We start from the raw sequence: 22,958 nt of genomic DNA, 5'->3' as shown, positions 1-22,958 counted from the left end.
GGCGGGGCTGACCGGCCTTTAACCCGGTGGGCTCAATGGGGCAGCGGAGGTAGCCTGCTTCATGCGATGAGCTCCCCTATCGGCCGCCGGTCGAAAATTTCCTCACTCTGGCGTCTGCGTACCTACGTTCGGCCCTATCTCGGACATCTGCTGCTGATGACAGCTGCCGCGATGCTGGCCACAGGTACCCAGATCGCGGTGCCGTTGCTCGTCCGACGGGTGATCGACGGCCCGATCCACGACGGCAACCGCAGCGCCATCATCCCGCTAGGCCTATTGGCCCTGCTCTTCGGCGTCGCCGAGGCCGCTCTCGTCTTCATCCGGCGCTGGACCACCCAGGGGTCGTCGCTCGGCCTGGAGACCGACGTACGGCGCGATCTTTACCGCCATCTGCAGCGGCTGCCGGTCTCCTTCCACGACCGCTGGCAGTCCGGGCAGCTGCTCTCCCGCGCCACGACCGACCTGTCCACCGTCCGGCGCTTCATCGGCTTCGGGCTGGTCTTCCTGGTCGTCAACTTCGCGACGTTCATCGTCGTGTCCGTGATGCTCATCGTCGTTTACGCGCCGCTGGGCATCCTGGTGACGCTGTGCGCGCTGCCCCTGGCCTGGGTGTCGCTCCGGTTCGAGCGGCGCTACAAGAAGCAGGCACGGCGGGTCCAGGACCAGCAGGGCGAGATGGCCACGTCGGTCGAGGAGTCCGCGCTCGGGATCCGGGTCATCAAGTCCTTCGGTCGGCGCCGACTGGTGTTCGGCAAGTACGACGACCAGGCCCGCGACATGCGCGACTTCTCGATGGACAAGGTGCACACGCTCGCCGTCATCTGGGCGGTCATCGAGGCGCACCCGCAGTTGGTCCTCACCCTGGTCGTGCTGGTCGGCGCGCTCGCGGTCGCCCACGGCGCGCTGACGCTGGGCACCCTGATCGCCTTCGTCGCGCTGTTCCTGCTGCTGCTGTGGCCGATCGAGTCGATGGGCTATCTGCTGGCGACCGCGCAGGAGACGGTCAGCGCCACCGACCGGATCTTCGAGGTCTTCGACACCCCGCCGACGATCCTCGACCGGCCGGGCGCGACGGCGCTGACCAACGCCGAGGGCCGGGTGCGGTTCGACGGTGTCGGCTTCACCTACCCGGACAGCGCTACGCCGGTGCTGCACGACATCGACCTCACGATCGAGCCCGGGGAGACGGTGGCGCTGGTCGGTGCGACCGGCACCGGAAAGACCTCGCTGACCGCACTCGTCCCGAGGCTCTACGACGTGACCGCCGGCGCCATCACCATCGACGGACGCGACATCCGCGACCTGCCGGTTCCCAACCTGCGCCAGATCGTCGCGACGGCGTTCGAGGACCCGACGCTGTTCTCGGCCAGCGCCCGGGAAAACCTCACCCTGGGCTACCCCGACGCCACCGAGGAGCAGGTGCGCGAGGCGCTCGAGGTCGCCCAGGCGGAGTTCGTCTACGACCTGCCGTGGGGACTGGACACCCGGCTCGGCGAGCAGGGCCTGACCCTCTCCGGCGGCCAGCGGCAGCGGCTCGCGCTGGCCCGGGCGATCATCGGCCACCCGCGCGTTCTGGTGCTCGACGACCCGCTGTCCGCGCTCGACGTACACACCGAGGCGCTGGTCGAGGAGGCGCTGCGCCGCGTGCTTTCCGACTCCACGGCGCTGGTCGTCGCGCACCGCGCGTCGACCGTGCTGCTGGCCGACCGCGTCGCCCTGCTGCAGGACGGCACGATCACCGCCGTCGGCACCCACCACGATCTGTTGCAGCGGGTGCCGGCCTACCGCGCGATCCTCTCCCAGGACTCGGATTTGGAGGTGGCGACATGACCGTGCCGGTGCAGGACTGGCGCGGCGTCGCCGCCGAACACAGCGACGACGTCCCCACCGGAATCAGCGTGCTGCTGCGCGACCGCAGCCGGCGGCTGCTCGGCTCGCTGCTCCGGCCGCACAAGAAGGCCGTCTGGCTGATCATCGTCATCGTGCTGATCGACAACGCCGCGTCGATGGCCGGTCCGGCGCTGGTGTCGGTCGGCATCGACAAGGGCATCCCGGCCGCCAAGGACGGCAACCTGGTGCCGCTGATCTCGGTCGTGGTCGCCATGGTGGTGTGCGCACTCGTCGACTCGGTGTTGCGCTACCAGTTCCTGATGCGGGCGGGCCGGGTCGGTCAGGCTGCGCTGCTCGACCTGCGCCGCCGGGTGTTCATGCACTTTCAGGGCCTGTCGATGAAGTTCCACGGCAAGTACACGTCGGGCCGGGTCATCTCCCGGCTGACCTCGGACCTCGACGCGCTGCAGGAACTGCTCGATGCGGGTCTCGACGGGCTGATCACCGCGCTGCTGTCGGTCGTCACCATCGGCATCATCCTGCTGGTGCTCGACGTGCCGTTGGCGCTGGTGACGATGGCGTCGTTCCCGCTGCTGCTGTGGCTGTCGCGCTGGTTCCAGAAGCACTCCACCGTCGCCTACCGGGCCACCCGGGAGGCGGTCGCGCTGGTGATCGTGCAGTTCGTCGAGTCGCTCGGCGGGATCCGCGCGGTGCAGGCGTTCCGGCGGGAGAAGCGTAACGAGGACATCTTCGAGGAACTCAACACCGGCTACCGAGAGACCAACGCCAAGGCGATGAAGCTGATCGCCGTCTTCGTGCCTGGGGTGACGATGCTGGGCAACGCCACAGTCGCCGCGGTGCTGGTCTACGGCAGCTACCGGGTGCTCGACGGACACATCGAGATCGGCGTTCTCACCGCGTTTCTCCTTTACCTGCGCCGGTTCTTCGACCCGATGCAGGACCTTGCGATGTTCTACACGTCGTTCCAGTCGGCCACCGCGGCGCTCGAAAAGCTCTCCGGTGTCCTCGAGGAGGAGTCCGACGTCCCGGAGCCGGCCGACCCGACGCCGCTGCCGGAGGCGCGCGGTGAGATCGGTCTGCACGACGTGCGGTTCGGTTACGGCGACGACGTCGTGCTGCCGGACATGAACCTTCAGGTGCCGGCCGGTCAGACGGTAGCGCTGGTCGGGGCCACCGGCGCGGGCAAGACGACTCTCGCCCGGCTGCTGGCCCGCTTCTACGAGCCGACGGAGGGATACCTCACCCTCGACGACGTCCGGCTGACGCACATCGCCGACGACGACCTGCGCCGCGCGGTGGTGATGGTGACGCAGGAGAGCTTCCTCTTCTCCGGCTCGGTGGCCGACAACATCGCCTTCGGCAAGCCGGACGCCTCGCGGACGGAGATCGAGCGCGCCGCCAAGGAGATCGGCGCGCACGACTTCATCACCAAGCTGCCGGACGGCTACGACACCGACGTACGCAAGCGCGGCGGCCGGCTGTCAGCCGGTCAGCGGCAGTTGGTGTCCTTCGCCCGGGCGTTCCTCGCCGACCCCGCCGTACTGATCCTCGACGAGGCAACGTCGTCGCTCGACGTCCCGAGCGAGCGGCTGGTGCAGCGGGCGCTGCGCACGATCCTCGCCGACCGTACGGCGCTGATCATCGCCCACCGGCTCTCCACGGTGGAGATCGCCGACCGGGTGCTGGTGATGGACGCCGGCAACATCGTCGAGGACGGCAGCCCCGAGGCGCTGGTCGGCGGCGAGGGACAGTTCGCCGGGCTGCACCAGGCCTGGGCCGACAGCCTGGTCTGAGCGCCTCGGCCGGTCGGCCGGTGTGGTCAGCCGGTGGCGCCGGTGCGCAGTGCGTGGAAGGCGACGGCGGCTGCGGTCGCGACGTTGAGCGAGTCGACGCCGCCCGGCATCGGGATCCGCGCCCACACGTCGGCCGCGGCCAGCGCGGACTCGGACAGCCCGGGTCCTTCGGCGCCGAGGAGCAGCGCGATCCGGCCGGCCGGATCGAGGCGGGCGAGCGGCACCGCGGTCGGCCGCGGTGTGAGGGCGGCGACGGTGAACCCCGCGTCGTGCACCGCCCGCAGGCCGTCCGGCCAGTGCGGGAGCGCGGTGAACGGCACCCGGAGCACGTGTCCCATCGACACCCGCACGCTGCGGCGGTAGAGCGGATCGGCGCAGCGCGGGCCGAGCAGCACGGCGTCGACGCCGAGCGCGGCGGCGTTGCGGAAGAGCGCGCCGAGGTTCTCGTTGTCGTTCACGCCCTCGAGTACGGCGATCCGTCGGCTCTCCCGCAAAACGCGGTCGAGGTCGGGCGGTGCCGCGCGGTCGGCGGTGGCGAGCACGCCGCGGTTGAGGTGGAACCCGACGACGGCGTCCATGGTCGCGGCGGTCACCTGGTAGATCGGAGTGTCCACTGTGGACATCTCGGCGCCGAGCGCGGCGCAGCGGGCGGGCACCCCCATCACCGCGCGCACCGGGTACGGCGACGCCAGCAGGCGTTCGACGACGGGCAGACCCTCGGCGACGACGAGACCCCGACCACCGGGCCGATCCGGGCGCCGGTCGGCGTGGGTCAGGTCCCGGAAGTCGTCGAGTCGCGGGTCGGCAGGATCGTCGACGGTCCAGACGGTGGCCACTCACGCCCCCCGTTTCCGCGTCAACGTGACGTTCATGCGGCTAGAGCGCTTGAACGTGACGTTCAAGCGGAATGGGGCGACAGCGTACGCACGTCGAGCTCGCGGTCGACCGGTACGTGCTCGGCGAGCTGGCGGTCGTGGGTGATCAGCAGCACGGTGCCGTCGTACGGTTCGAGGGCGCTCTCCAGCTGTTCGATCGCCGGTAGGTCAAGGTGATTGGTCGGCTCGTCGAGGACCACGCAGGTCGAACCGCGGGCCTGAAAGACGGCGAGCCCGGCCCGGGTCCGCTCCCCCGGCGACAGGGAATCGACCGGGCGCAGCACGGCTTCGGCGCCGAGCCGGAACTTCGCGAGCAGCGTTCGCGCGTCGACCGGCGACAGGGCGGTGAGGCCGCGGAACACGTCGAGCAGCGGATCGGGCCCGCGCAACGAGAGGCGGGTCTGATCCATCTCGCCGATGACGACCCCCGGACCGACGTACGACGTGCCGGACACCAGCGGAAGCCGGCCGAGCAGTGCCTCGACCAGCGTGGATTTGCCGCTGCCGTTGGGCCCGGTGATCCGCAGCCGCTCCCCCGCGCCGATGACCAGGTCGACCGGCCCGAGCCGCACGTCGCCCCGTTCGATGACGGCCTCCCGCAGCGCGAACGCGACCTCGCTGCCCCGGCCGGCCGACGTGATCGTCAGGCGCAGCTCCCACGGATCGCGCGGCTCCTCCACGACCTCGAGGCGGTCGAGGGCCCGTTCGCTCATGGCGGCCTTCGCGCCGGTGCGCTGCGCACGCTGCACCTCGCGGAAGCGGATGTGCTTGTCCGGCTCGCGGCGCGGGTTGGCCGCCGTCTTGGCGCCGGTGCGGGCCCACTCCCGCTGCCGCCGGGCCCGGGCGACGAGGTCGTCGCGGGTCGAGGCGTAGGTCTCGTACTCCTCCTCCGCGCGGGCCCGGGCGGCGGCGCGTTCGTCGAGGTAGGCCTGCCAGCCACCGGCGTACTCGCGGGCCTGGTGGGTGAACTCGTCGATCTCCAGCACCCGTTCGACGGTGCGGGCACAGAACTCGCGGTCGTGGGACACGAGCACGATGCCGCCGCCGAAGCCGGCGACCATCGACTCCAATGCCTGCAGGCCCGAGTCGTCGAGATCGTTGGTCGGCTCGTCGAGGAGGAGTACGTCGGCCCGCACCAGCAGCGCGGTCGCCAATCGCAGCCGGGCGGACTGGCCGCCGGAGAGCTGCCCAGCCCCGCGGTCGACCAGGCCGGCCGCCAACCCGAGCTGTTCCGACACCGCCGCGGCGCGTTCGGGAAGGTCGGCGCCGCCGAGCGCGAGCCAGGCCTCCAGCGCGTCGGCGTATTCGGTGTCCGACCCGGGCCGCTGCGCGCCGAGTGCCTCGGTGGCCGCAGTCAGCCGACGGTCCGCCGCGGCGACGCCCGTGCACCGCGCGAGGTAGTCGGCAAGCGTCTCGCCGGGCTTGGCCGCGGACTCCTGCGGGACCCGCACGATCGTCGCCGTAGTGGGGTGGAGGGTCACCCGGCCGTGCTCGGGGGTGATCTCGCCGGACAGCGCACGCAACAGCGTCGTCTTGCCGACGCCGTTGGGGCCCACGACACCGACCCGGTCGCCGGCGGCGACCCCGAGGTCGATCCGGTCGAGGACGACGACCGCCCCCTGCGAGACGGTGAGCTGGTGGGCTCGCAGGGATGCGGACACGACGCCCAGTCTCTCCCGGCGGGCCCCGGATGCCCAGCCGATTTGGCTAGAGCGCGATCCAGCCGAGGCGGCTCTGCCAGTGCCGGCCGGAGCGCAGATGGGTGACGACAGCCCGTTCGAGGGTGGTCCGCTGCGGAAGCTCGTCGAGGGAGGGCCGCACCCGGCGGAAGACGAACTCGAACACCGCGCGGTCGCCGTCGCTGCCGCCGGGCACGGGGTGGAACCGGCGTTGGAACGCGACGATGTTGGACGTTTCCGGCAGGTATTCGGCGAGCTGCTCGTCGAGCAACCAGGACGAGCAGGTCGCGACCCGCAGGTCGTACTCCGGGAAGTGCCGGGGGAAGAACTCGCGCGCGGCGGCGAACGACGCGTCGCAGGCCTCCGGCGTCATCGCACCGGTCTCCGGGATGTGTACGCCGAGCCCGACGTCGCCGGAACTGAAGTCGGGAACCGCACTGGCGAGCGCCGGGTCGTCGAGCGTGACCTCGTGCAGGTTGAACTGCAGGCGGCCCAGAGCGTAGATGACACCCCGGAAGTGCAGGGTGAACCAGAACTGCGTCTCGAGCCCGCCGACGCCGTAGATGCGCCGGTGGACCGCGACCTTTCCACCGAGGTCGGTGAGGGTCTCGCGGGACACCTCGTCGGATACGCCTCGCGACCGGTGGTATTCGCGAACGGCGGGAACCGCCGAGACGAAGACCCAGAGATAGAAGAACCGGCCGAGCGAGCCGTGCTCGTCCGGCAGGCCCGGCCACGGCAGGCTGCTCCACCCGCCCATGTCCGAGACGAGCCGCTGGTGGCAACGCTCGAGCAGCCACCACAGCTCGGGGTCCCGGTCCGGGTCGGGGCAGGCGTCGAGGGCCTCGACGGCGTCCTCGTCGGTCACGGCGAGCTCGGCCAGCAACGCGCGCGCCTCGGCACCGTCGGGCAGGACCACCGGACGCTCGGGCGCCCCGGTGGCCACCAGGTCGTCGAACCACGGCCCGCCGGAGAGGCCCAGGTGCTCGAGTACGGCGTCGGGGTCGAGTTGACGGTCGGTGGTCCTCATCGGTTCGGTCACGGGTGCGATCCTGCTACAAGGGCAACCGGACGACGTCGGTGAGGGTCGGCTTCGCCCGCGACCCGGTGCGCTCCAGGAGCACCTCGGCGCGGCGGCCGTCGAGCAGCAGGGTGCCCAATTCGTTGCCGAAGTAGGGACCGGCGAGGCGCTCCCACGACAGCGGCGTGGCCGGCACCCGGGCGTAACGCCCGATCCACCGGGTGAGCCGGTCGGCGGCCCGGCTCCAGCCGATCCGGAAGCCGAGGTGCATATACGCCTGGACGTGGTTATGCACCGGGGAGCAGACCAGCTGGTAGACGGCCGACTCGACCGGATCGGGATAGCGGGCCCGGGTCACGTAGGCGTGGTGCACGTCGCCGGAGAGCACGCAGATCGTCGCCGGCGGCCGGGCACCGTGCTCGCCGCGGCCGACCCGCGCGATCAGCGCGGCCAGCCGGTCGAAGGACTTGCGGAACGCCGGCCAGTGCTCCATGTCGGCGCCGCGCCGCATCTTCTCCGCCAGCGGGACGAGTCGCGGTCCGCGACTCCCGGCGGCCAGGGCCTCGTCCCAGGACTCGATCTCGTGCAGCGCCCGCGGCAGCAGCCACGGCAGCGACGTACCGATCAGCAGGTGGTCGTAGTCGCCGTCCTCGACCTGGCGCTCGATCCAGGCGAACTCGTCGTCGCTCACCATCGACCGGCGGGCGTCGCCGAGCACCCGGCCGCACCGGGAGTCGATGACGATCAGCCGGGTCCGGCCGAGATCTCGCCGGTAGCTCCACCGGGTGCCCTTCGCCCCGTCGACCTCGGCATCCGCGTGCCGGGCGAACTCCCGCAGGATCGGCTCGGCGTCCTCGGCCGCCCGCACCTTCGCGTAGAGCTCGTTCTCCGCCAGCTCCGCCGGCGACAAGTTGCCCAGGTGTTGGTAGACCCAGTACGACGACAGGCCGCCGATGATCCGCTCCTCCCACCAGTCGGTGGCCTGCATGTCCTCGCGCCACGAATGCGAGGTGTTCCAGTCGTCCTTGACGTCGTGGTCGTCGAAGATCATCGTGCTGGGGACGGTCGAGAGCAGCCACCGCAGGTCGGGATCGGTCCACGACTCGTCGTAGAGCAGCGTGTATTCCTCGAAGTCCGCGACCTCGGTGTACGGCGGCCGGGTCACGTCGCGGCGCGCGCGGATGCGCTCCTGGGTGGGATCCGAGGTCTCGTCGGCGTAGACTTGGTCACCGAGCAGCGCCAGCAGGTCGGGCCACTCGTGCACCGGCCGGGTCACCATCCGGGCCGCGTAGGTGTCGAGAGCGTCGGCAGCCATCTCCCCCTGGACGGTCCGCGGGCTGGCGTAGCGACAGGACCCGAAGATCACCCGCAGCGGTCGGTCGGGATCGATGGTCGTGATCCGGCTCGGCGGACGGGTCGAAGACGGCGGCGGCCAGACCTGTTCACCGTCCAGCCGGACGTCGTACGGCGTGCTCGAGCCGGGGGCGAGGCCCTCGACCAACACCAACGCATAGTGGTGCCCACCCACCCGCCAGGTGTGGGTCGTGGAGTCCAGGACCGTCACGGCCGCCGGAGCGTCGGTTTCGACCCACACCGTCGCTGTCGTCTCGCCGACGTGGCGGAGGACCGGACCGAGCCGCAGAGATGCCATGGCCGGACTTCGTACCCGATGCCGGGGACCGCCATGTCACCGACCCGGCTCCTACCGCGCTCGGTAACGATTACGTCACCGGGTGATCGCCGCGCCGACGGAGGGTCGGCGGCCGGCCCTAGGGTGCTGAGCGGGGCGGTCGGCAATCCAGGAGCAGCCGTGGCGCGAAATGGTGGGGCCGAGATGACCCGGCCGACCGCCGCACCGCCCCGACGTCGCTCGGGTGGCGGCACCATCCTGCTGCCGCCGTGGACCCGCGCCCCGCTGCTCGGTATGCGGCAGCCCGCCGTATTGCTCGCCGTCATCGGTGCCGCCGCGATCCTGGCCTGCGCCAGTTCCTCCGCCGCACTGTTTCTCTCCTCCGCCTCGTCCGCGTCGCTGCAGCGGCTCATCGCCGCCCGCTGTCCGGATGCGGCCTACCCCGCGATCCAGAGCAAGCCGGCCGACAGAAGGCTTCCGGGGCGTGACGGCCGGGCGGGCGCCGCGCTGACTGCAACCCTGGACCGGCAGGTCCCTGCCGCGATGACCGCGAACGGTCTCCCCGCGCCTTACCGCGTGATGCAGAACAGCGACGCCCTGGTCACGCAGGGAACCGTGGGGCCCGGAGCGACCTCGGCGCTGGTCTACGAGAGTGGCGCGCTCTCCCACGTCACCCGGCTCGCCGGGTCGGCGGGCACGCGCGGGGTGTGGATCCACAACGGGACCGCCCGGCTGCTCGGCCTGCACGTGGGCTCGACGGCGACCGTCGGGACGGCGAAAGTCCGGGTCGCCGGGATCTACCGCGATCTGGCCACCCAGCCCGTCGCGCCGTACTGGTGTTCACAGACCGCGCTCTTCCTCAACCAGAGCTACGGAAACGACACGCCGCCGCCGCACCTGGTGCTGGCTACCGACCCGCAGACCTTCCTGTCGATCACGGCCCGCAACCAGGACCTTCCGGTCGCCAATTGGATCTCGCCCATCACGACGCACCGCATCACCCTCGATGCCGCCCGCCGCGTCAACGCGTCCGAACGTTCAGCGATGAGGCAGCTCGGCGGCACCGCGGCGGCCGCGAGCCGGGCGGGGGCGATTCTGGGACCCCAGGGCGGCGCATACCAGCAGTCGCTCCCCGACATGACCAGCCGGACGTCGTTGATCCGGCGCGGGCTGACCGGACCCGTCGTGCCGATCGCGGTCGGGGGCAGCGTCCTGGCGCTGCTGTTGGTGGGTGCGGCGGGAAGCTACTGGGCCGACCGGCGCCAGCGTGAGGTTCGGCTGTTGTCCTCCCGCGGCGTCGGTCCGGGCGCGTTGGCGGTGAAGGCGGCGCTGGAGCTGACGATTCCGGCGGTGCTCGGGACGGTGCTGGGTTGGGTGCTGGCGGTGCAGTTGGTGCGGGTGATCGGCCCGAGCGCCGACCTCGACTCCACCGCACCGTTGACGGCCGCTGTGACCGCGCTGATCGCCCTGGTGGTCGGCGTCGGGCTGCTGTCGGCGGTGGCAGGGCTGCGGGCCCGCGATGCCACCGAACGGCCACTGGGTCACGGGCGCGGCTGGGCCGCCGTCGTGCCGTGGGAGCTGATCGTGCTCGCGGTCGCCGGGGTGCTCTACCTGCGGCTGCACTCCGAGCAGGCCGTCGTACTCAAGCAGGGCGTGGCCCAGGTCAACCTGCTGCTGGTCGCGTTCCCGCTGCTGTTCCTGCTCGGCGGCGCGGTGCTGCTGGTGCGGCTGCTGGCGTTGACGCTGCCGTGGCTGCGCCGGTGGAGCACCGCGTGGGGTCCGGCGTCGTATTTCGCCGTACGCCGGATCACCGGCGCGGTGGTGGTGTCGGTGACCCTGCTGGTCGCGGCGAGTCTGCCGGTCGCGGTGTTCGTCTACTCCGCGGCGATCACGCGGACCTCGCAGGTCACCGTCGACGCGAAGGCCGGCGCCTACGCCGGCAGCACCGTCGACGTGTCCACTGTGGACAAGCTGCACCGCACGCCGGCGCTGGACAAGGTCGGCACGATCGTCACCCGATACAGCCAGGTCACCCTCGGCGCCGACGACGCCGAGGTGCTCGCCGTCGACCCGGCCACGTTCGCCCGCTACGCCTTCTGGGACGACCGGTTCGCCGACCGGCCGCTGCCGACGTTGATGCACGCGCTCACCAGGCGGCTCGCCGACGGCCGGCTACCGGCGATCGTGCTCACCTACCAGCCCAACCGTTCCACCGCCCTGCAGCTGGGGCGCACCTCCCGCCGGCTCGACGTCGTCGCCCGGCCGACCGCCTTCCCCGGCCAGCAGAACGCCTCCGCCGACCTCGTCGTCGTCGACGCCGCGCTGCTCGGGCACGTCGACCACTTCGTGGTCAACTCCGACGAGCTGTGGAGCACCCACAGCGCCGCCACCGCGCAATCGGCGATGACGGCCCAGCACGCCCGCCCGTTCGTCACCTTCACCCCGCACGGCGTCGTCGACGCCACCAACTACCTCGCCGTCACCTGGAGCTTCGGCTACCTGCAGGCCCTCGCCGCCCTCGTCGGCCTGATCGCCATCGGGGGGCTGCTGCTCTACCTCGCCACCCGGCAACGATCCCGGATCGCCTCCTACGCGATGGGCCGCCGGATGGGGCTGACCCGCCGCGCGCATTTGCGGTCGCTGCTGGTCGAACTCGGCGCGCTCCTCGTCGCCGCGTGGCTGCTCGGCGCCGGGCTGGCCGTCGCCGCGGTCTACCTCGTCTACGCCCGCCTCGACGTCGACCCCACCCGCCGGCCCCCGCCGCTGCTGACCCTCCCCGTCATCGTCTTCGTCACCTCGGCCGCCGTAGTCGCCGTGGTCGTCCTGCTGGCCGCCTTCTCCGCGCAACGCTCGGCCGACCGCGCAGACATCTCGGAGGTGATGCGCCTTGACGGCTGACTTCGCGGGGCTCGCCCCCGACCTGCTGGCCGCCTCCTGTACGGCGGTGGTGAAGACCTACCGGACCGTCGACGAGGAGGTCGCGGCACTCCGCGGCATCGACAAGGACTTCCCGACCGGCCGGGTCACGGTGATCGTCGGCCCCTCCGGGTCGGGCAAGTCGTCATTGCTGCGGATCCTCGCCTGCGTCGACCGGCCGACCGAGGGGTTCGTGCGGATCGGCGGGGCCGACGTCTCGGAGCTGGGAACCCGCGAACGGCGCCGGATCCGCCGTCGCTCGGTCGGCTACATCTTCCAGGACCCGATCGACAACCTGGTCGAATACCTCACTGTCGAGGAGCAACTGCGACTGGCGGCACGGCTGCGCGGCACGCGCGTCGACGACGAGGAGATCACCCGGGTACTCGACCTGCTCCGCATCGGGAGCCGGGCCGATCATCGTCCCGGCCAGCTCTCCGGCGGCGAGCAGCAGCGGGTCGCCGTCGCCTGCGCGGTGATGGGGGCTCCGGCGGTCGTGGTCGCCGACGAACCCACCGCTGAGCTCGACACCGCCTCGGCGGACCGGGTGCTCGAGGCGATGCACGACCTGCGCGCCGACGGCGTGGCCTTCGTGGTGGCCTCCCACGACCCGCGGGTGATGGCCGCGGCCGACCACCTGCTGCGCCTCGAGCACGGACAGGTGGTGGAGTCGTGGTGAGCCCGCCCACCCTTGTCGCGGCCCGGGGCCTGGTGAAGACCTACCAGCGCGGCACCGAAGCGGTGCACGCACTCTCCGACGTCACGGTCGCCCTGCACCCCGGCGAACTCGTCGCTCTGGCCGGACCGTCCGGGTCAGGAAAGTCGACGCTGCTCAATGTGCTCTGCGGCTGGGAGCATCCCGAGGAGGGCGCGGTGAGCTACGGCGGCGCTCTCGCGTCAACGGATGACCCGGCGGCACTCGCTTGGTCACAACTCGCTCTCGTGCCGCAGGCGCTCGGCCTGCTCGACGACCTCACCATCGCCGAGAACGTCGCCATGCCGGCCCGGTTCGCCCACGGCCCGCGGGCCGGTCGCGCCGAGGCAGACGCGCTCATGTCCCGGTTGGGCATCGACCATCTGGCCCGGCGCCATCCGCGTCAGACCTCGCTGGGCGAGCAGCAACGTTGCTGCGTCGCCCGGGCGCTGGTGCTCCGCCCGCTCGTGGTCCTCGCCGACGAGCCGACGGCGCATCAGGACGCCGACTGGGGCGAGGGGATTTTCGCGGCGATGCGCGAGCTCGCACATACCGGATCGGCGTTCCTCATCGCCACCCACAACCCCGAGACGTGGCACCACGCCGATCGGGTGCTGTCCATGCGCGACGGTGAGCTCCGGGCCGGTGCCCCGGAAACGATCTCTTGACGGCAGGCGACCCCAGACCCGAATAGCGTCCCTCTCGGGCGAGTGGCAGGGTTACGCCATGGACTATACGAATTTGGGCCGGACCGGCCTCTCCGTCAGCCGCCTGTGTCTGGGCACGATGAACTTCGGCCCGCACACCGAGGAGAACGACGCCCACAAGATCATGGATCGTGGGCACGAGCTGGGCTTCAACTTCTACGACACCGCGAATCGTTACGGGAGCCACGCCGGCGAAACCGAGACGATCATCGGCAACTGGTTCGCCCAGGGCGACGGCCGCCGGGAACGCACGGTCCTCGCCACCAAGCTGTACGGCGCGATGAGCGACTGGCCGAATGACGGCAAGCTCTCGGCGCTGAACATCCGGCGCGCCTGCGACGCCTCCCTGCGTCGGCTGCAGACCGACTACATCGACCTCTACCAGATGCACCACATCGACCGGGACACCCCGTGGGATGAGATCTGGCAGGCGATGGAGGTCCTGACCGCGCAGGGCAAGATCCTCTACGTCGGCTCGTCCAACTTCGCCGGCTGGCACATCGCCCAGGCGAACGAGGCGGCGGCCCGACGCGGATACCTCGGGCTGGTCAGCGAGCAGTCGATCTACAACCTGCTGACCCGCGAGGTCGAGATGGAGGTCGCGCCGGCCGCCGAGCACTACGGCCTCGGCATCATCCCGTGGAGCCCGCTGCACGGTGGTCTGCTCGGCGGTGTCCTGGCGAAGGAGAAGGAAGGCAAGCGCCGCCGCGAAGGCCGCTCGAAGGATGCGCTGAAGAAGTACCGCAAGCAGATCAAGGCCTACGAGGACCTTTGCGCCGAGCTCGGCGAGGAGCCGGCCAACGTCGCGCTGTCGTGGCTGCTGCACCAGCCTGCGGTCGCCGCCCCGATCATCGGCCCGCGCACGATGGAGCAGCTCGAAGGCTCACTGCGCGCGGTGTCGCTGACCCTCGGTGACGACGTGCTCGACCGGCTGGACGAGATCTTCCCGGGCTACAAGACCTCGCCGGAGCAGTACGCCTGGTAGAGGTAAGTCACTCACTGCGGGCCGGAGCCGAGCGTCCAGCGACCGATCTGGTCGTAGCTCGGCTTCGGCCCGAGGTGGCTTCGCAGGAGCACGATCTCGGTGACCTCGAATTCCGGCCCGCGGTAGTCGGCGAGCGTCGCATCGATGTCGCGGTCGGCGTCGTCCCCCTGCCGCCATCGACCCAGGGTGAGGTGCGCCCGGAAAGCCACCCGCTCCACGCTGATCTTGCTGGCCCGCGCGGCCCGTCGGGTCGCCCGGGCGAGCTCAGTCAGCGCGTCGAGGTCTCCGGTCACCCCCGCCCACAGCACCCGGGGCGCTCCCCCATCGGGAAATCGGCCGGCGCCGGCGACCTGCAACCTCAGCGGGGCTGCGTCGTCCACCGCCGCGGCCAGCGCGCGATGCAGCCGGGGAAGGGCGACGGCCTCGTCGACCTCACCCAGGAAGACCAGGGTGATGTGCCACCGCTCAGGGGGGATCCACCGCGGACTGCCGGAGCGCTCGCGGACCGGCGCGACGGCCGCAGCCAGCGAGTCCCGGGTGGCAGAAGGGAGCGCCACCGCGACGAACAGGCGCACGGCGGCTGATCAGCTCATCGTGCCGCGTTGCGGCGGACCCGCAGTCCCGCGCATTCCAGGCACGCCTCGACCCGCAGCCGCTCGACGTCGTGCTCCCAGCCGGAGGGCACCTCGCGCAACTCGTGCCTGACGTCCAACGCCCGGCAGGCCGCGATCAGGACGTCGTCGTAGGCGAGTTCGGCGCCCCGGTGCCGCACCCAGGTCGTCTTGGCCGGCATCGAGCCGGCATAGGCGGCGATGCGGTGCAGGTCGTGCGCGATCTGCTCCAGCGAGGGCCCCGCGGGCAGCGGCTCCGGTGCCCGCTCGGGCCGGCCGAAGAAGCGGCGTAGCCGCGCCATGAGGCGCACCCGCCGCCGCCATGCCGCCATCGCAACCGCGGGGATCGCGGAGAGGCCCACGCAGACGGCGACGTAGGCGCCGACGTTGAGGGCGGGCGAGCCCATCTCCCGACGGTAGGCGGTGGACCGCCGGGCGACAAGGTTCGTGGGCGTCGCTAGGAGGACGGCCGCTGCGCCGACACCACCCGTTCGGGCATCAATACGTGCAGATGCGGCACCGGCACCGGGCGCGGCTCGACCCGGAGGCCCACCTTGCGGGCGAGGCTCAGGCCGAGGACGGCGGCTGCCGCCACCGAGGCGATCCCACCCATCCCGATGCTCACCCGCGGGCTCAGCACCTGCGCGAGCCAGCCGATGAACAGCGAGCCGAACGGCGCGCCGCCCATGAACACCAGCAGATACACCGACATGACCCGGCCGCGCATCGACGAGCTGGTGCCCATCTGGACGCTCGCGTTGGCCGCGGTCGTGAAGGTGATCGCGGCGAGACCGGTGGGCACGAGCAGCACCGCGAAGGCGACGTACGTCGGCATCAACGAGGCGGTCAGTTCGCAGGCACCGAAGGCGAACGCCGACCCGAGCAGCAGTCGCAGCCGCGGCCGGCCCTGGCGTCGGGTGGACAACAACGCGCCGATGAGTGAGCCGATCGCGATCATCGTCGACAGCAGCCCGTAGGACTCCGCGCCGGTGTGGAAGACGCCCTTGGCCATCAGCGCGATGGTGACCTGGAAGTTCAGCCCCAGCGTGGCCACCACGAAGACGAGCAGCATCGGCAACATCAGATCTGCCCGGGAGCGCACGTAGCGCAGACCCTCGATCACCTGGCCCTTCGCGCGCACCAGCGGTTTCGCCCGATGCAGCTCGACGACCCGCATCATCAGCAGGCAGAGGATCGGCCCGAGGTAGGAGCCGGCGTTGATCACGAAGACGAAGCCGGTCCCGACCAGGCTGATCAACACACCGGCCACCGCCGGCCCGATGATCCGGGCGCTGTTGAAGGTGGCGGAGTTCAGGCTGATCGCATTGGCGACGTCGTCCGGGCCGACCATCTCGATGACGAAGGACTGCCTCGTCGGGTTGTCGACGACGGTCGCGAGACCCAGCAGCAGGGCGAGGACGTCGACCTGCCACACCCGCACGACACCCGCGAGTTCGAGGCTGCCGAGGGTGCCGGCGATCAACGCCATGACGGTCTGGGTCACGAGCAACAGCCGCCGCTTGTCGTAGCGGTCGGCGATCACGCCGCCCCACAGGCCGAAGAAGAGCGTGGGAACGAACTGCAGAGCGGTCACGATGCCGAGCGCCGTACCGCTGTTGTGGCTCAGGGTGAGCACCAGCCAGTCCTGGGCCACCCGCTGCATCCAGGTCCCGGTGTTGGAGACCACCTGGCCGCCTGCGAATAGGCGGTAGTTGCGCACCCGCAGCGAGCGGAACATTCCGCCTCGTGGCGCCGGTCGTGCTTCGGTCGCTGCGGGGTCGCTCAGGTCTCCAGAATCCGGTTGATCACCCCCACGGCGTCCTGCAGAGCCTCTCGATCCTCTCGCGGTAGCTCCTTGATCCGTTGACACAACCAGGCCTCGCGGGCCCGCACCTCCTCGGCGACGAGCTGGGTACCGGCATCGGTCAGGGCCACGATGACCTGACGTCCGTCGGTCGGATGGGGCACGCGGACGACGAGCCCGCGCTCCTGCAGTGCCACCAGCACGCGGGTCATCGACGGCGGCTGGACCTTCTCGTGCGCGGCGAGCTCTCCCGGAGTCATGGCTCCGTGCCGCTTCAGCGTGGAAAGCGCCGCGAGATGGGTCAAGGTCACCGAGGTGTCCGCGCGCTGGAACCGCAGACGCCGATTGAGCCGCACCACCGACAACCGCAACGCGCTCGCGAGCGCGCTGGTGGGCGGTGCTGCCGTCTTCGGCATATCGTTAGCCTACCTCACGATCTTGTCGCCTGCACACCCGCCCGGCGCTACCCCAACGCGGTGCCTTGCTCCGCTCCCCCGCGCCCCCGCTCCCCCGCCAGTTGGGCCCCCCGTCAGCTGTGCCCTTGCTTCGCTGAGCGGAGCAAGGGCACAGCAATCCGGTGGGGAGGTTGTCCCGAGGGCCGGGCGGGATCAGGAGATGCCGAGCAGCTGCTTGATCGGACCGATCGCGAAGTAGATGACGAAGAGCACCGCGACGATCCACAGCAGCGGATGGATGTCGCGCGCCTTCCCCTTCACCGACTGGAGCACGACGTAACTGACGAAGCCGGCGCCGACACCGTTGGTGATCGAGTAGGTGAACGGCATGAGCACGATGGTCAGGAAGGCGGGAAAGGCGAGCGAGAAGTCGGTGAGGTCGAGGTTGCGAACCTGGGCGAGCATCAGGCAGCCGACGACGACGAGCGCCGGCGCCGCGGCCTCCGACGGAACGACGCTGACCAACGGGGTGAGGAAGAGGGCGGCGACGAAGAGCAGGCCGGTCATGACGCTGGCGAGCCCGGTGCGCGCTCCATCGCCGACGCCGGCCGCCGATTCGATGTAGGTGGTGTTGGACGACGAGCTGGCCGCTCCGCCCGCCGCGGCGGCCAGCGAGTCGACGAAGAGCACCCGCTCGATACCCGGCAGATGACCGTCGTCGTCGAGCAACCCGCCCTCGGCCCCCACCCCGACCACGGTGCCCATGGTGTCGAAGAAGTCCGACAGCATGATCGAGAAGACGATGAGCCCGGCGGCGATGATCCCGATCTGGCTGAAGCCGCCGAACAGCGAGAAGTGGCCCAGCAGCGAGAGATCGGGCGTCGCGAAGACGTGGGAGGAGAACTTCGGCACGTTGAGCTGCCAGCCGGACGGGTTGACCTTGCCGGCCGCGTCGACCGCGGGTCCGATATGGGCGACCGCCTCCACGATCACGGCGATCGCGGTATTGACGACGATGCCGATCAACAGCGCGCCGCGCACCCGTAGCGCGATCAGCGCAGCCATCACCAGCAGGCCGATCACGAACACCAGCACCGGCCAGCCCTGTAGCCCGTTCCCGACGTCGAGCTGTACCGGGACGGTCGTCTGCGCGGCGTCGGGCACCCGGCGGACGATCCCCCCGTCGACCAGCCCGATCAGGGCGATGAACAGGCCTATGCCGACCCCGATGGCGATCTTGAGCTGCCCCGGGATCGCCCGCAGGACGGCGGTCCGGAAGCCGGTCAGGACCAGCACGGTGATGACGATCCCCTCGCACACCACCAGGCCCATGGCGTCCGGCCAGGACATCTGACTGGCCACGCCCGCGGCGATGAACGCGTTGAGTCCCAGGCCGGTGGCGATCGCGAACGGGTAGCGACCGATGACGCCCATCAGGATCGTCATGACCGCCGCGACAAGAGCCGTCACCGCCGCGACGGTGGGGATCCCCAGCACCTGACCGCCGGCGTCCTTCGCGGTGCCGATGATCAACGGGTTCAGGACGATGATGTAGGCCATCGCGAAGAAGGTCACGAGACCGCCGCGGATCTCCCGGCGTACGGTCGATCCCCGGTTGGTGATGGAGAAGAAGGAGTCGAGCCGGCCTCCGCCGGTCCGGGTGGGGGCGCGGGTGTCGGTCTTCACTGCATCCTCCGGCGGCGCGGTCCTGCGGTAGTTCTTTCGGCAGGTAGCCTGCCTTACGTGCGCAGGCCCGCGCGACCCTCCCCCCCACCTCTCGATGTCGACAGCGTGCGCGTCATCGGCGGTGCCACGGTGCTCTGGTTCGTCGCCTTCTGCGTGCTGCTGGGCCTACCCGGCGTGGTGGGTCGCGTCTGGCTCTGGACCTGCCTCGCGGGCTGGGTGCTGGGGCTGATCGGCCTGCTCATCACGCGGGTGCAGCAACGCGCCGCCGCGCGCCGTGCCGGCGTGGGCCGCTAGCCCCGCGACCATCTTCTCGATGAAGCCGGTCAGCACCCGGCGGTAGAACCATCCGGTCCCCGGCGTCTTGCGGGTGAACGTCGAGTGCCAGCGGATCGCCGTACCACCGTCGGCGGTCGGCTCGAGGTCGATGTCGGCCCGGTAGTCGCGGATCGCGAGCCCGGACAGCAGCACGTAGCTGAACCGGCGGTCGGTCCGCAATTCCACGATCTGTTCCCTGCTCCTGGTGCGGCCGACCGCGTGATCGGTGCTGAAGACGCGGATCGCGCCGAGGCCTTCGCGCTCCGAGTCGCCGCTCCGTTCGAGTTCGAACCGGTCGATCGGCGAGAACGACGGCCAGGTCGCCCCGTCCCGGAGGAGCGCGTAGACAGCGCTGGGTGCGGCGGCCGACCGGCCGCGGACGTCGATCACCTGCGGGTTCATCGTGCTCTCCTCTGCGGCCGAACCAACTGGTACACGTACCATACGGTACATGACCTCGCCCGATCCGAAGCAGCGTCTGCTCGATGCCGCCATGGACTACGTCGCCGCGCACGGCGTCGCCGACTTCAGCCTGCGGCAGCTGGCGGCGGCCCTCGGCACCAGCCATCGCATGCTCATCTACCACTTCGGATCGAAGGAAGGGCTGCTGGTCGAGGTGGTGCGGACGATGGAGGCCCGCCAGCACGCCGTCTTCGCCGACCTCGACGTCGCCCTCGGTGCCTCACCCGCCGAGCTCGGGCGGGCGCTGTGGCACCGGCTGACCGATCCGGCGCTGGCGGCGCACGAGCGGCTGTTCTTCGAGATGTACGGGCAGGCCCTGCAGGGCCGGGCCGGCACCACCGCGCTGCTCGACGAGATCATCGACTCGTGGGTGGAGCCGACAGTCGCCTCGGCCGTCGCCCACGGCATGCCGCCCGCCGACGCACGCGCGCACGCCCGGCTGGGCCTCGCCGTCACCCGCGGTCTGCTGCTCGACCTGCTCACCACCGGGGACCGGGCCGGCGTCGATGCCGCGATGGAGCTCTTCCTGGCCCGTTACGAGAAGGGCTGGATCGACGCGGCGTCGGCCCCGGGCGGGTGACTACTCGGCCGCGTCCTCGGCGACCAGCCGGTCGTCGTCGGCCGGGTGCTCGAGGGCCTCGGTGGCCGCGGCGCGCCGGTCCCAGCGGCCGAGTCGCCACGCGATCGCCCGACCCAGGGCGGCCGCGCCCGCGCCGGTGTCGACGTGATCGATGTCGCCGGCCGGCCACCACGGCACCGCGATCCCGTCGACCTGCAGCCCGTCGTGCCGGGCGACCCGAGCCGGCGGCACCGGCGCACCGCAACGCCGAGCGGCCAGCGCCGCTCCGGGCAGGTCGACCCAGGGCACAAATTCGGCCGGCGTCGAGGTGACCCGGGCATCGGGCCGGCGCTGAGCGGCGAGGTCCACGCCGAGCAGGTCGGCGATCTGCTCCGGGTCAGCGCCGCCGGGGACGACAGCGGCGGCGAGCAGCGGAAGCAGGTACGGCGCGTCGAGCACCACGACGTCCTCCGGCTCGACCACCCGGTCCGCGGCCACCCGCACCCCGCCGGGCGGGTCGACCGTCAGGCCGGTCAGTGCTGCCGCGATCCTCGGGTAGAGGTCGACGAGCACCTCGGCCGGCGCGGTACGGGCCGGGTCGGCGAGCCGGTCGAGCAGGTCGCGGGCACCGTCGGCGTCGGCCAGGACGTCGTCGAGTCCGGTGCGCACGCCCAGCAGGCGGGCCAGGTCGTCGTCGACGGCGGTCTCGTCGTAGAGCCCGGCCAGGTCGGTCGCGGCCGCGGTCCGCAACCGGTCCGGGCGCCGTCCGTCGAGCACCGGGTGGGCGGCGAGCCACCAGCGGGTATAGGACGGCACCGGCAGGCGCCGGCCGTCCGGGAGCAGCGCGATCGCCGGTGTCAGGACGGCCGTCCGCAGCGGCTCGGCGGCGAGCAAGGCGGTCGCGGCCGCCCACTGCTCGTTTCGGACCAGCTCCAGGTCGCGCACGGCGACGAGTTCGGTGAGCACCGGCGGGAGGTCGGTGTCGGGCAGCCGGTCCAGCACCGCGTCGTACCAGCCCTGCTCGTCGTCGAGATCGTGGTCGGCGTCGGTCGGGTCGACGTCGGAGTCACGCAGCACCGCGAACGTGCCGAGCGCACCGGTCGCGGCGAGCACGTCGTCGCCCCAGCGTGCGGCGTACGCCGGGTCGAGCCGGCCGAACGGCGCGTCCGGCTTCATCAGACCGGCGAGCGCGCCGCCGGGAAGCAGCATCTCCCCCGCCGGGTAGTAGTCGCCGTCGGCGCCGGGCAGCGCCAGCTCGGCCAGCCAGGGCAGCTCGCCCGGACCGATTCCGGCAGCGGCGACGAGCGCGAGCACCGCCTCGGCGACCGGGACCGGATCGTCGTCGTCGTCGTAAGAAGCCTCGACGGCGGCGCGCACCCGGTCATCGGTCAGTACGGCGCGCGCGGTCGCCGGCCGGGCGCCGAGCCGTTCGAGCAGCGGGTGGGCGGCGGCCGGGTCGACCACCCGCAGGTCGAGCGGTCCGAGGGCGGACGCGGGCAGGTCGGCGTCCGGCAGCAGGACACCGCGCGGACCGGTGACGACGCGGCCGTCGGCGAGCGGCACCGGGAGCCCGGTGAGCGCGTCGCGGTCCGGCGACTCGGCGAGGCCGTCGTAGATACGCCGCCACCATCCGGCCGGCCGCTCCAGTCCGGCCAGCAACTCGACCAGGTCCGCGGTGGACATCCGGCGGACCCCGAGCGCGGCCAGGGCGGGGGCGAGGGAGCGGCTGGACCAGTCCGCGCCGAGCAGGCCGGCCACGGTGTCGGCGAGTGCCTCGACGAGAGCGGGCGTGGCGGCGTCGATGACGACCGCATCCGGCGCCGCGAGCAGCGTCCCGTCCGCGGCGGTCAGCAGCCTGGTGGTGCGCAGCTCCGCGAGAGCGGCCGCGGCGAGCGCCGTGTCCAGCTCGGACCCGGCCAGCCGCGGCTGCGGCAACATCGACAACGTGCCGGGCACGGCCGGAAGATCGGCGACCAGAGCGGCGTAGCCGGCCGCGGCGGCCCGGACCAGATGGTCGGTGAGCGGGCCCGGCTCCACGTGGCGGCGGTCCGGGGCGAGCGGGAAGGTCCCGATCAGCCGGGCCGGCAGCGAGACGGGCTCCTCGCTCCTGGTCGGAGCGTGCAGCACCCGACCGCCCGGCGGATCGAGGGGTCGATCTCGCCCGTCGACCGGCACCGCCCAGGTGAGCGACCAGTCGCCGCGGCCCCGCTCCTCCGTCGGCCGGTCGGCGAGCAGCTCGGGCGGGATCCGGCCCGAGTCGTGGTGCGTCCGCCATCGGGTGAGCCGGTCGCCGTCGGCGAGCTCGACCACGCCGTCGTGATCGGCGCGGTGCAGCACGCGGTCGCCGATCTGCAGGGTCGGCAGTCCGGGCAGGCCCAGCAGGAGTTCGGGCTCGACCGCCGCGAGCATCGCACGGACCGACTCGACCTCGCCGGGGCGCAGCGGCAGCCGGACCTCGGTGTCGAAGCCGTCCGGCGGCGATTCGCCGTCGGGCCAGGGCAACCGCAGCACGGGAACGTGGCCGGTGCGCCGGTCGAGCTCATCCGCCAGGCTCGGCAGCGCGGCGACCTCGGCGCGGGACGCCGCCGCGGAGAACCGCACGCCCCCGGTGCGCCCGACGATCGCCGGATCGTCGGTGACCGCCAGCACCGCGACGAAGCCGACCCCGAACCGACCGACGCTCGATCCGTCCCGCTTGGCCGATGCCCGCAGGCTGGCCAGCGACTCGACGCCGGCTCGGTCCAGCGGTGCGCCGACGTTGGCCGCGCGCAGCACGCTCCCGGTCGGCGACGTGTCGAGGGTCAGCCGCAATGCGCCCGGTACGCCGGCCCTCGCCGCCGCATCGGCGGCATTCTGCGCCAACTCCACGACGAGGCGGTCGCGGTAGCCACCCAGGGCCAGGTCTTCCTCGGCGTTGGCATCTTCGCGGAACCGGGCGGGCGACGCGGCCCACGCGTCGAGGACCCGCCGCCGGA

At 71.6% G+C, this 22,958-nt stretch carries 18 protein-coding genes; 7 read left to right on the top strand and 11 right to left on the bottom strand.

The window, feature by feature from the left end:
* The first annotated feature begins 66 nt into the window (after positions 1 to 66).
* The gene (locus VGH85_04970) at positions 67 to 1,830 is read left to right on the top strand and encodes an ABC transporter ATP-binding protein (GenBank protein ID HEY2173146.1); all 1,764 of its coding nucleotides are present in this window, start codon (positions 67 to 69) and stop codon (positions 1,828 to 1,830) included.
* Complete coding sequence (locus tag VGH85_04965; GenBank protein ID HEY2173145.1) at positions 1,827 to 3,644, top strand: ABC transporter ATP-binding protein; 1,818 nt, start codon at positions 1,827 to 1,829, stop codon at positions 3,642 to 3,644. The genes VGH85_04970 and VGH85_04965 overlap by 4 nt, the downstream gene beginning before the upstream one ends.
* 26 nt (positions 3,645 to 3,670) lie before the next feature.
* Here the strand turns inward: VGH85_04965 and VGH85_04960 are convergent, their stop codons facing one another.
* The 4 genes from VGH85_04960 to VGH85_04945 form a co-directional block, all read right to left on the bottom strand.
* A complete protein-coding gene (locus VGH85_04960) occupies positions 3,671 to 4,480 on the bottom strand; it encodes an RNA methyltransferase (GenBank protein ID HEY2173144.1) in 810 nt (269 codons plus the stop codon).
* Between the two features lie 62 nt (positions 4,481 to 4,542).
* On the bottom strand, positions 4,543 to 6,180 hold the full coding sequence (locus VGH85_04955; protein ID HEY2173143.1) for an ATP-binding cassette domain-containing protein: 1,638 nt from the start codon (positions 6,178 to 6,180) through the stop codon (positions 4,543 to 4,545).
* Between the two features lie 46 nt (positions 6,181 to 6,226).
* A complete protein-coding gene (locus VGH85_04950; protein HEY2173142.1) occupies positions 6,227 to 7,240 on the bottom strand; it encodes an acyltransferase domain-containing protein in 1,014 nt (337 codons plus the stop codon).
* A 13-nt stretch (positions 7,241 to 7,253) separates the two neighbouring features.
* Positions 7,254 to 8,870: an alkaline phosphatase D family protein gene (locus tag VGH85_04945; GenBank protein ID HEY2173141.1), complete on the bottom strand. Its 1,617-nt coding sequence runs from the start codon at positions 8,868 to 8,870 to the stop codon at positions 7,254 to 7,256.
* Positions 8,871 to 9,053: 183 nt separating this feature from the next.
* Between VGH85_04945 and VGH85_04940 the strand changes: the two genes are divergently transcribed.
* The 4 genes from VGH85_04940 to VGH85_04925 are packed head-to-tail and all read left to right on the top strand — an operon-like array spanning position 9,054 to position 14,151.
* A complete protein-coding gene (locus tag VGH85_04940; protein ID HEY2173140.1) occupies positions 9,054 to 11,747 on the top strand; it encodes an FtsX-like permease family protein in 2,694 nt (897 codons plus the stop codon).
* Positions 11,737 to 12,444 carry an ATP-binding cassette domain-containing protein gene (locus VGH85_04935; protein HEY2173139.1) on the top strand — a complete coding sequence of 236 codons (708 nt, stop codon included), beginning with the start codon at positions 11,737 to 11,739 and terminating at the stop codon, positions 12,442 to 12,444. Before VGH85_04940 ends, VGH85_04935 begins: the two co-directional genes overlap by 11 nt.
* Entirely contained in the window at positions 12,441 to 13,127 is a 687-nt protein-coding gene (locus tag VGH85_04930; protein ID HEY2173138.1) for an ATP-binding cassette domain-containing protein, read from the top strand. Before VGH85_04935 ends, VGH85_04930 begins: the two co-directional genes overlap by 4 nt.
* 58 nt (positions 13,128 to 13,185) lie before the next feature.
* The gene (locus VGH85_04925) at positions 13,186 to 14,151 is read left to right on the top strand and encodes an aldo/keto reductase (GenBank protein HEY2173137.1); all 966 of its coding nucleotides are present in this window, start codon (positions 13,186 to 13,188) and stop codon (positions 14,149 to 14,151) included.
* An 11-nt stretch (positions 14,152 to 14,162) separates the two neighbouring features.
* Here the strand turns inward: VGH85_04925 and thpR are convergent, their stop codons facing one another.
* From thpR to VGH85_04895, 6 genes are all read right to left on the bottom strand, one after another.
* The gene (gene thpR / locus VGH85_04920; GenBank protein HEY2173136.1) at positions 14,163 to 14,726 is read right to left on the bottom strand and encodes an RNA 2',3'-cyclic phosphodiesterase; all 564 of its coding nucleotides are present in this window, start codon (positions 14,724 to 14,726) and stop codon (positions 14,163 to 14,165) included.
* 14 nt (positions 14,727 to 14,740) lie between these two features.
* Positions 14,741 to 15,169 (bottom strand): hypothetical protein, encoded by a 429-nt coding sequence (locus VGH85_04915; protein ID HEY2173135.1) that lies wholly within the window; start codon positions 15,167 to 15,169, stop codon positions 14,741 to 14,743.
* Positions 15,170 to 15,219: 50 nt separating this feature from the next.
* Complete coding sequence (locus tag VGH85_04910) at positions 15,220 to 16,500, bottom strand: MFS transporter (GenBank protein ID HEY2173134.1); 1,281 nt, start codon at positions 16,498 to 16,500, stop codon at positions 15,220 to 15,222.
* 44 nt (positions 16,501 to 16,544) lie between these two features.
* Entirely contained in the window at positions 16,545 to 16,982 is a 438-nt protein-coding gene (locus tag VGH85_04905) for a MarR family transcriptional regulator (protein HEY2173133.1), read from the bottom strand.
* A 192-nt stretch (positions 16,983 to 17,174) separates the two neighbouring features.
* Entirely contained in the window at positions 17,175 to 18,647 is a 1,473-nt protein-coding gene (locus VGH85_04900; protein ID HEY2173132.1) for an NCS2 family permease, read from the bottom strand.
* A 165-nt stretch (positions 18,648 to 18,812) separates the two neighbouring features.
* A complete protein-coding gene (locus tag VGH85_04895) occupies positions 18,813 to 19,364 on the bottom strand; it encodes an SRPBCC family protein (GenBank protein ID HEY2173131.1) in 552 nt (183 codons plus the stop codon).
* A gap of 49 nt (positions 19,365 to 19,413) precedes the next feature.
* Here VGH85_04895 and VGH85_04890 point away from each other — a divergent pair, with 49 nt between their 5' ends.
* A complete protein-coding gene (locus tag VGH85_04890; GenBank protein HEY2173130.1) occupies positions 19,414 to 20,004 on the top strand; it encodes a TetR/AcrR family transcriptional regulator in 591 nt (196 codons plus the stop codon).
* Here VGH85_04890 and VGH85_04885 read toward each other — a convergent pair whose 3' ends face one another.
* The gene (locus tag VGH85_04885; GenBank protein ID HEY2173129.1) at positions 20,005 to 22,851 is read right to left on the bottom strand and encodes an ATP-binding protein; all 2,847 of its coding nucleotides are present in this window, start codon (positions 22,849 to 22,851) and stop codon (positions 20,005 to 20,007) included.
* Between the last annotated feature and the right edge of the window lie 107 nt (positions 22,852 to 22,958).

Source organism: Mycobacteriales bacterium (assembly GCA_036497565.1).
Taxonomy (GTDB): domain Bacteria; phylum Actinomycetota; class Actinomycetes; order Mycobacteriales; family QHCD01; genus DASXJE01.
The sequence above is the reverse complement of the archived record's forward strand: the minus strand, read 5'-3'. Positions and strand labels throughout refer to the sequence as shown.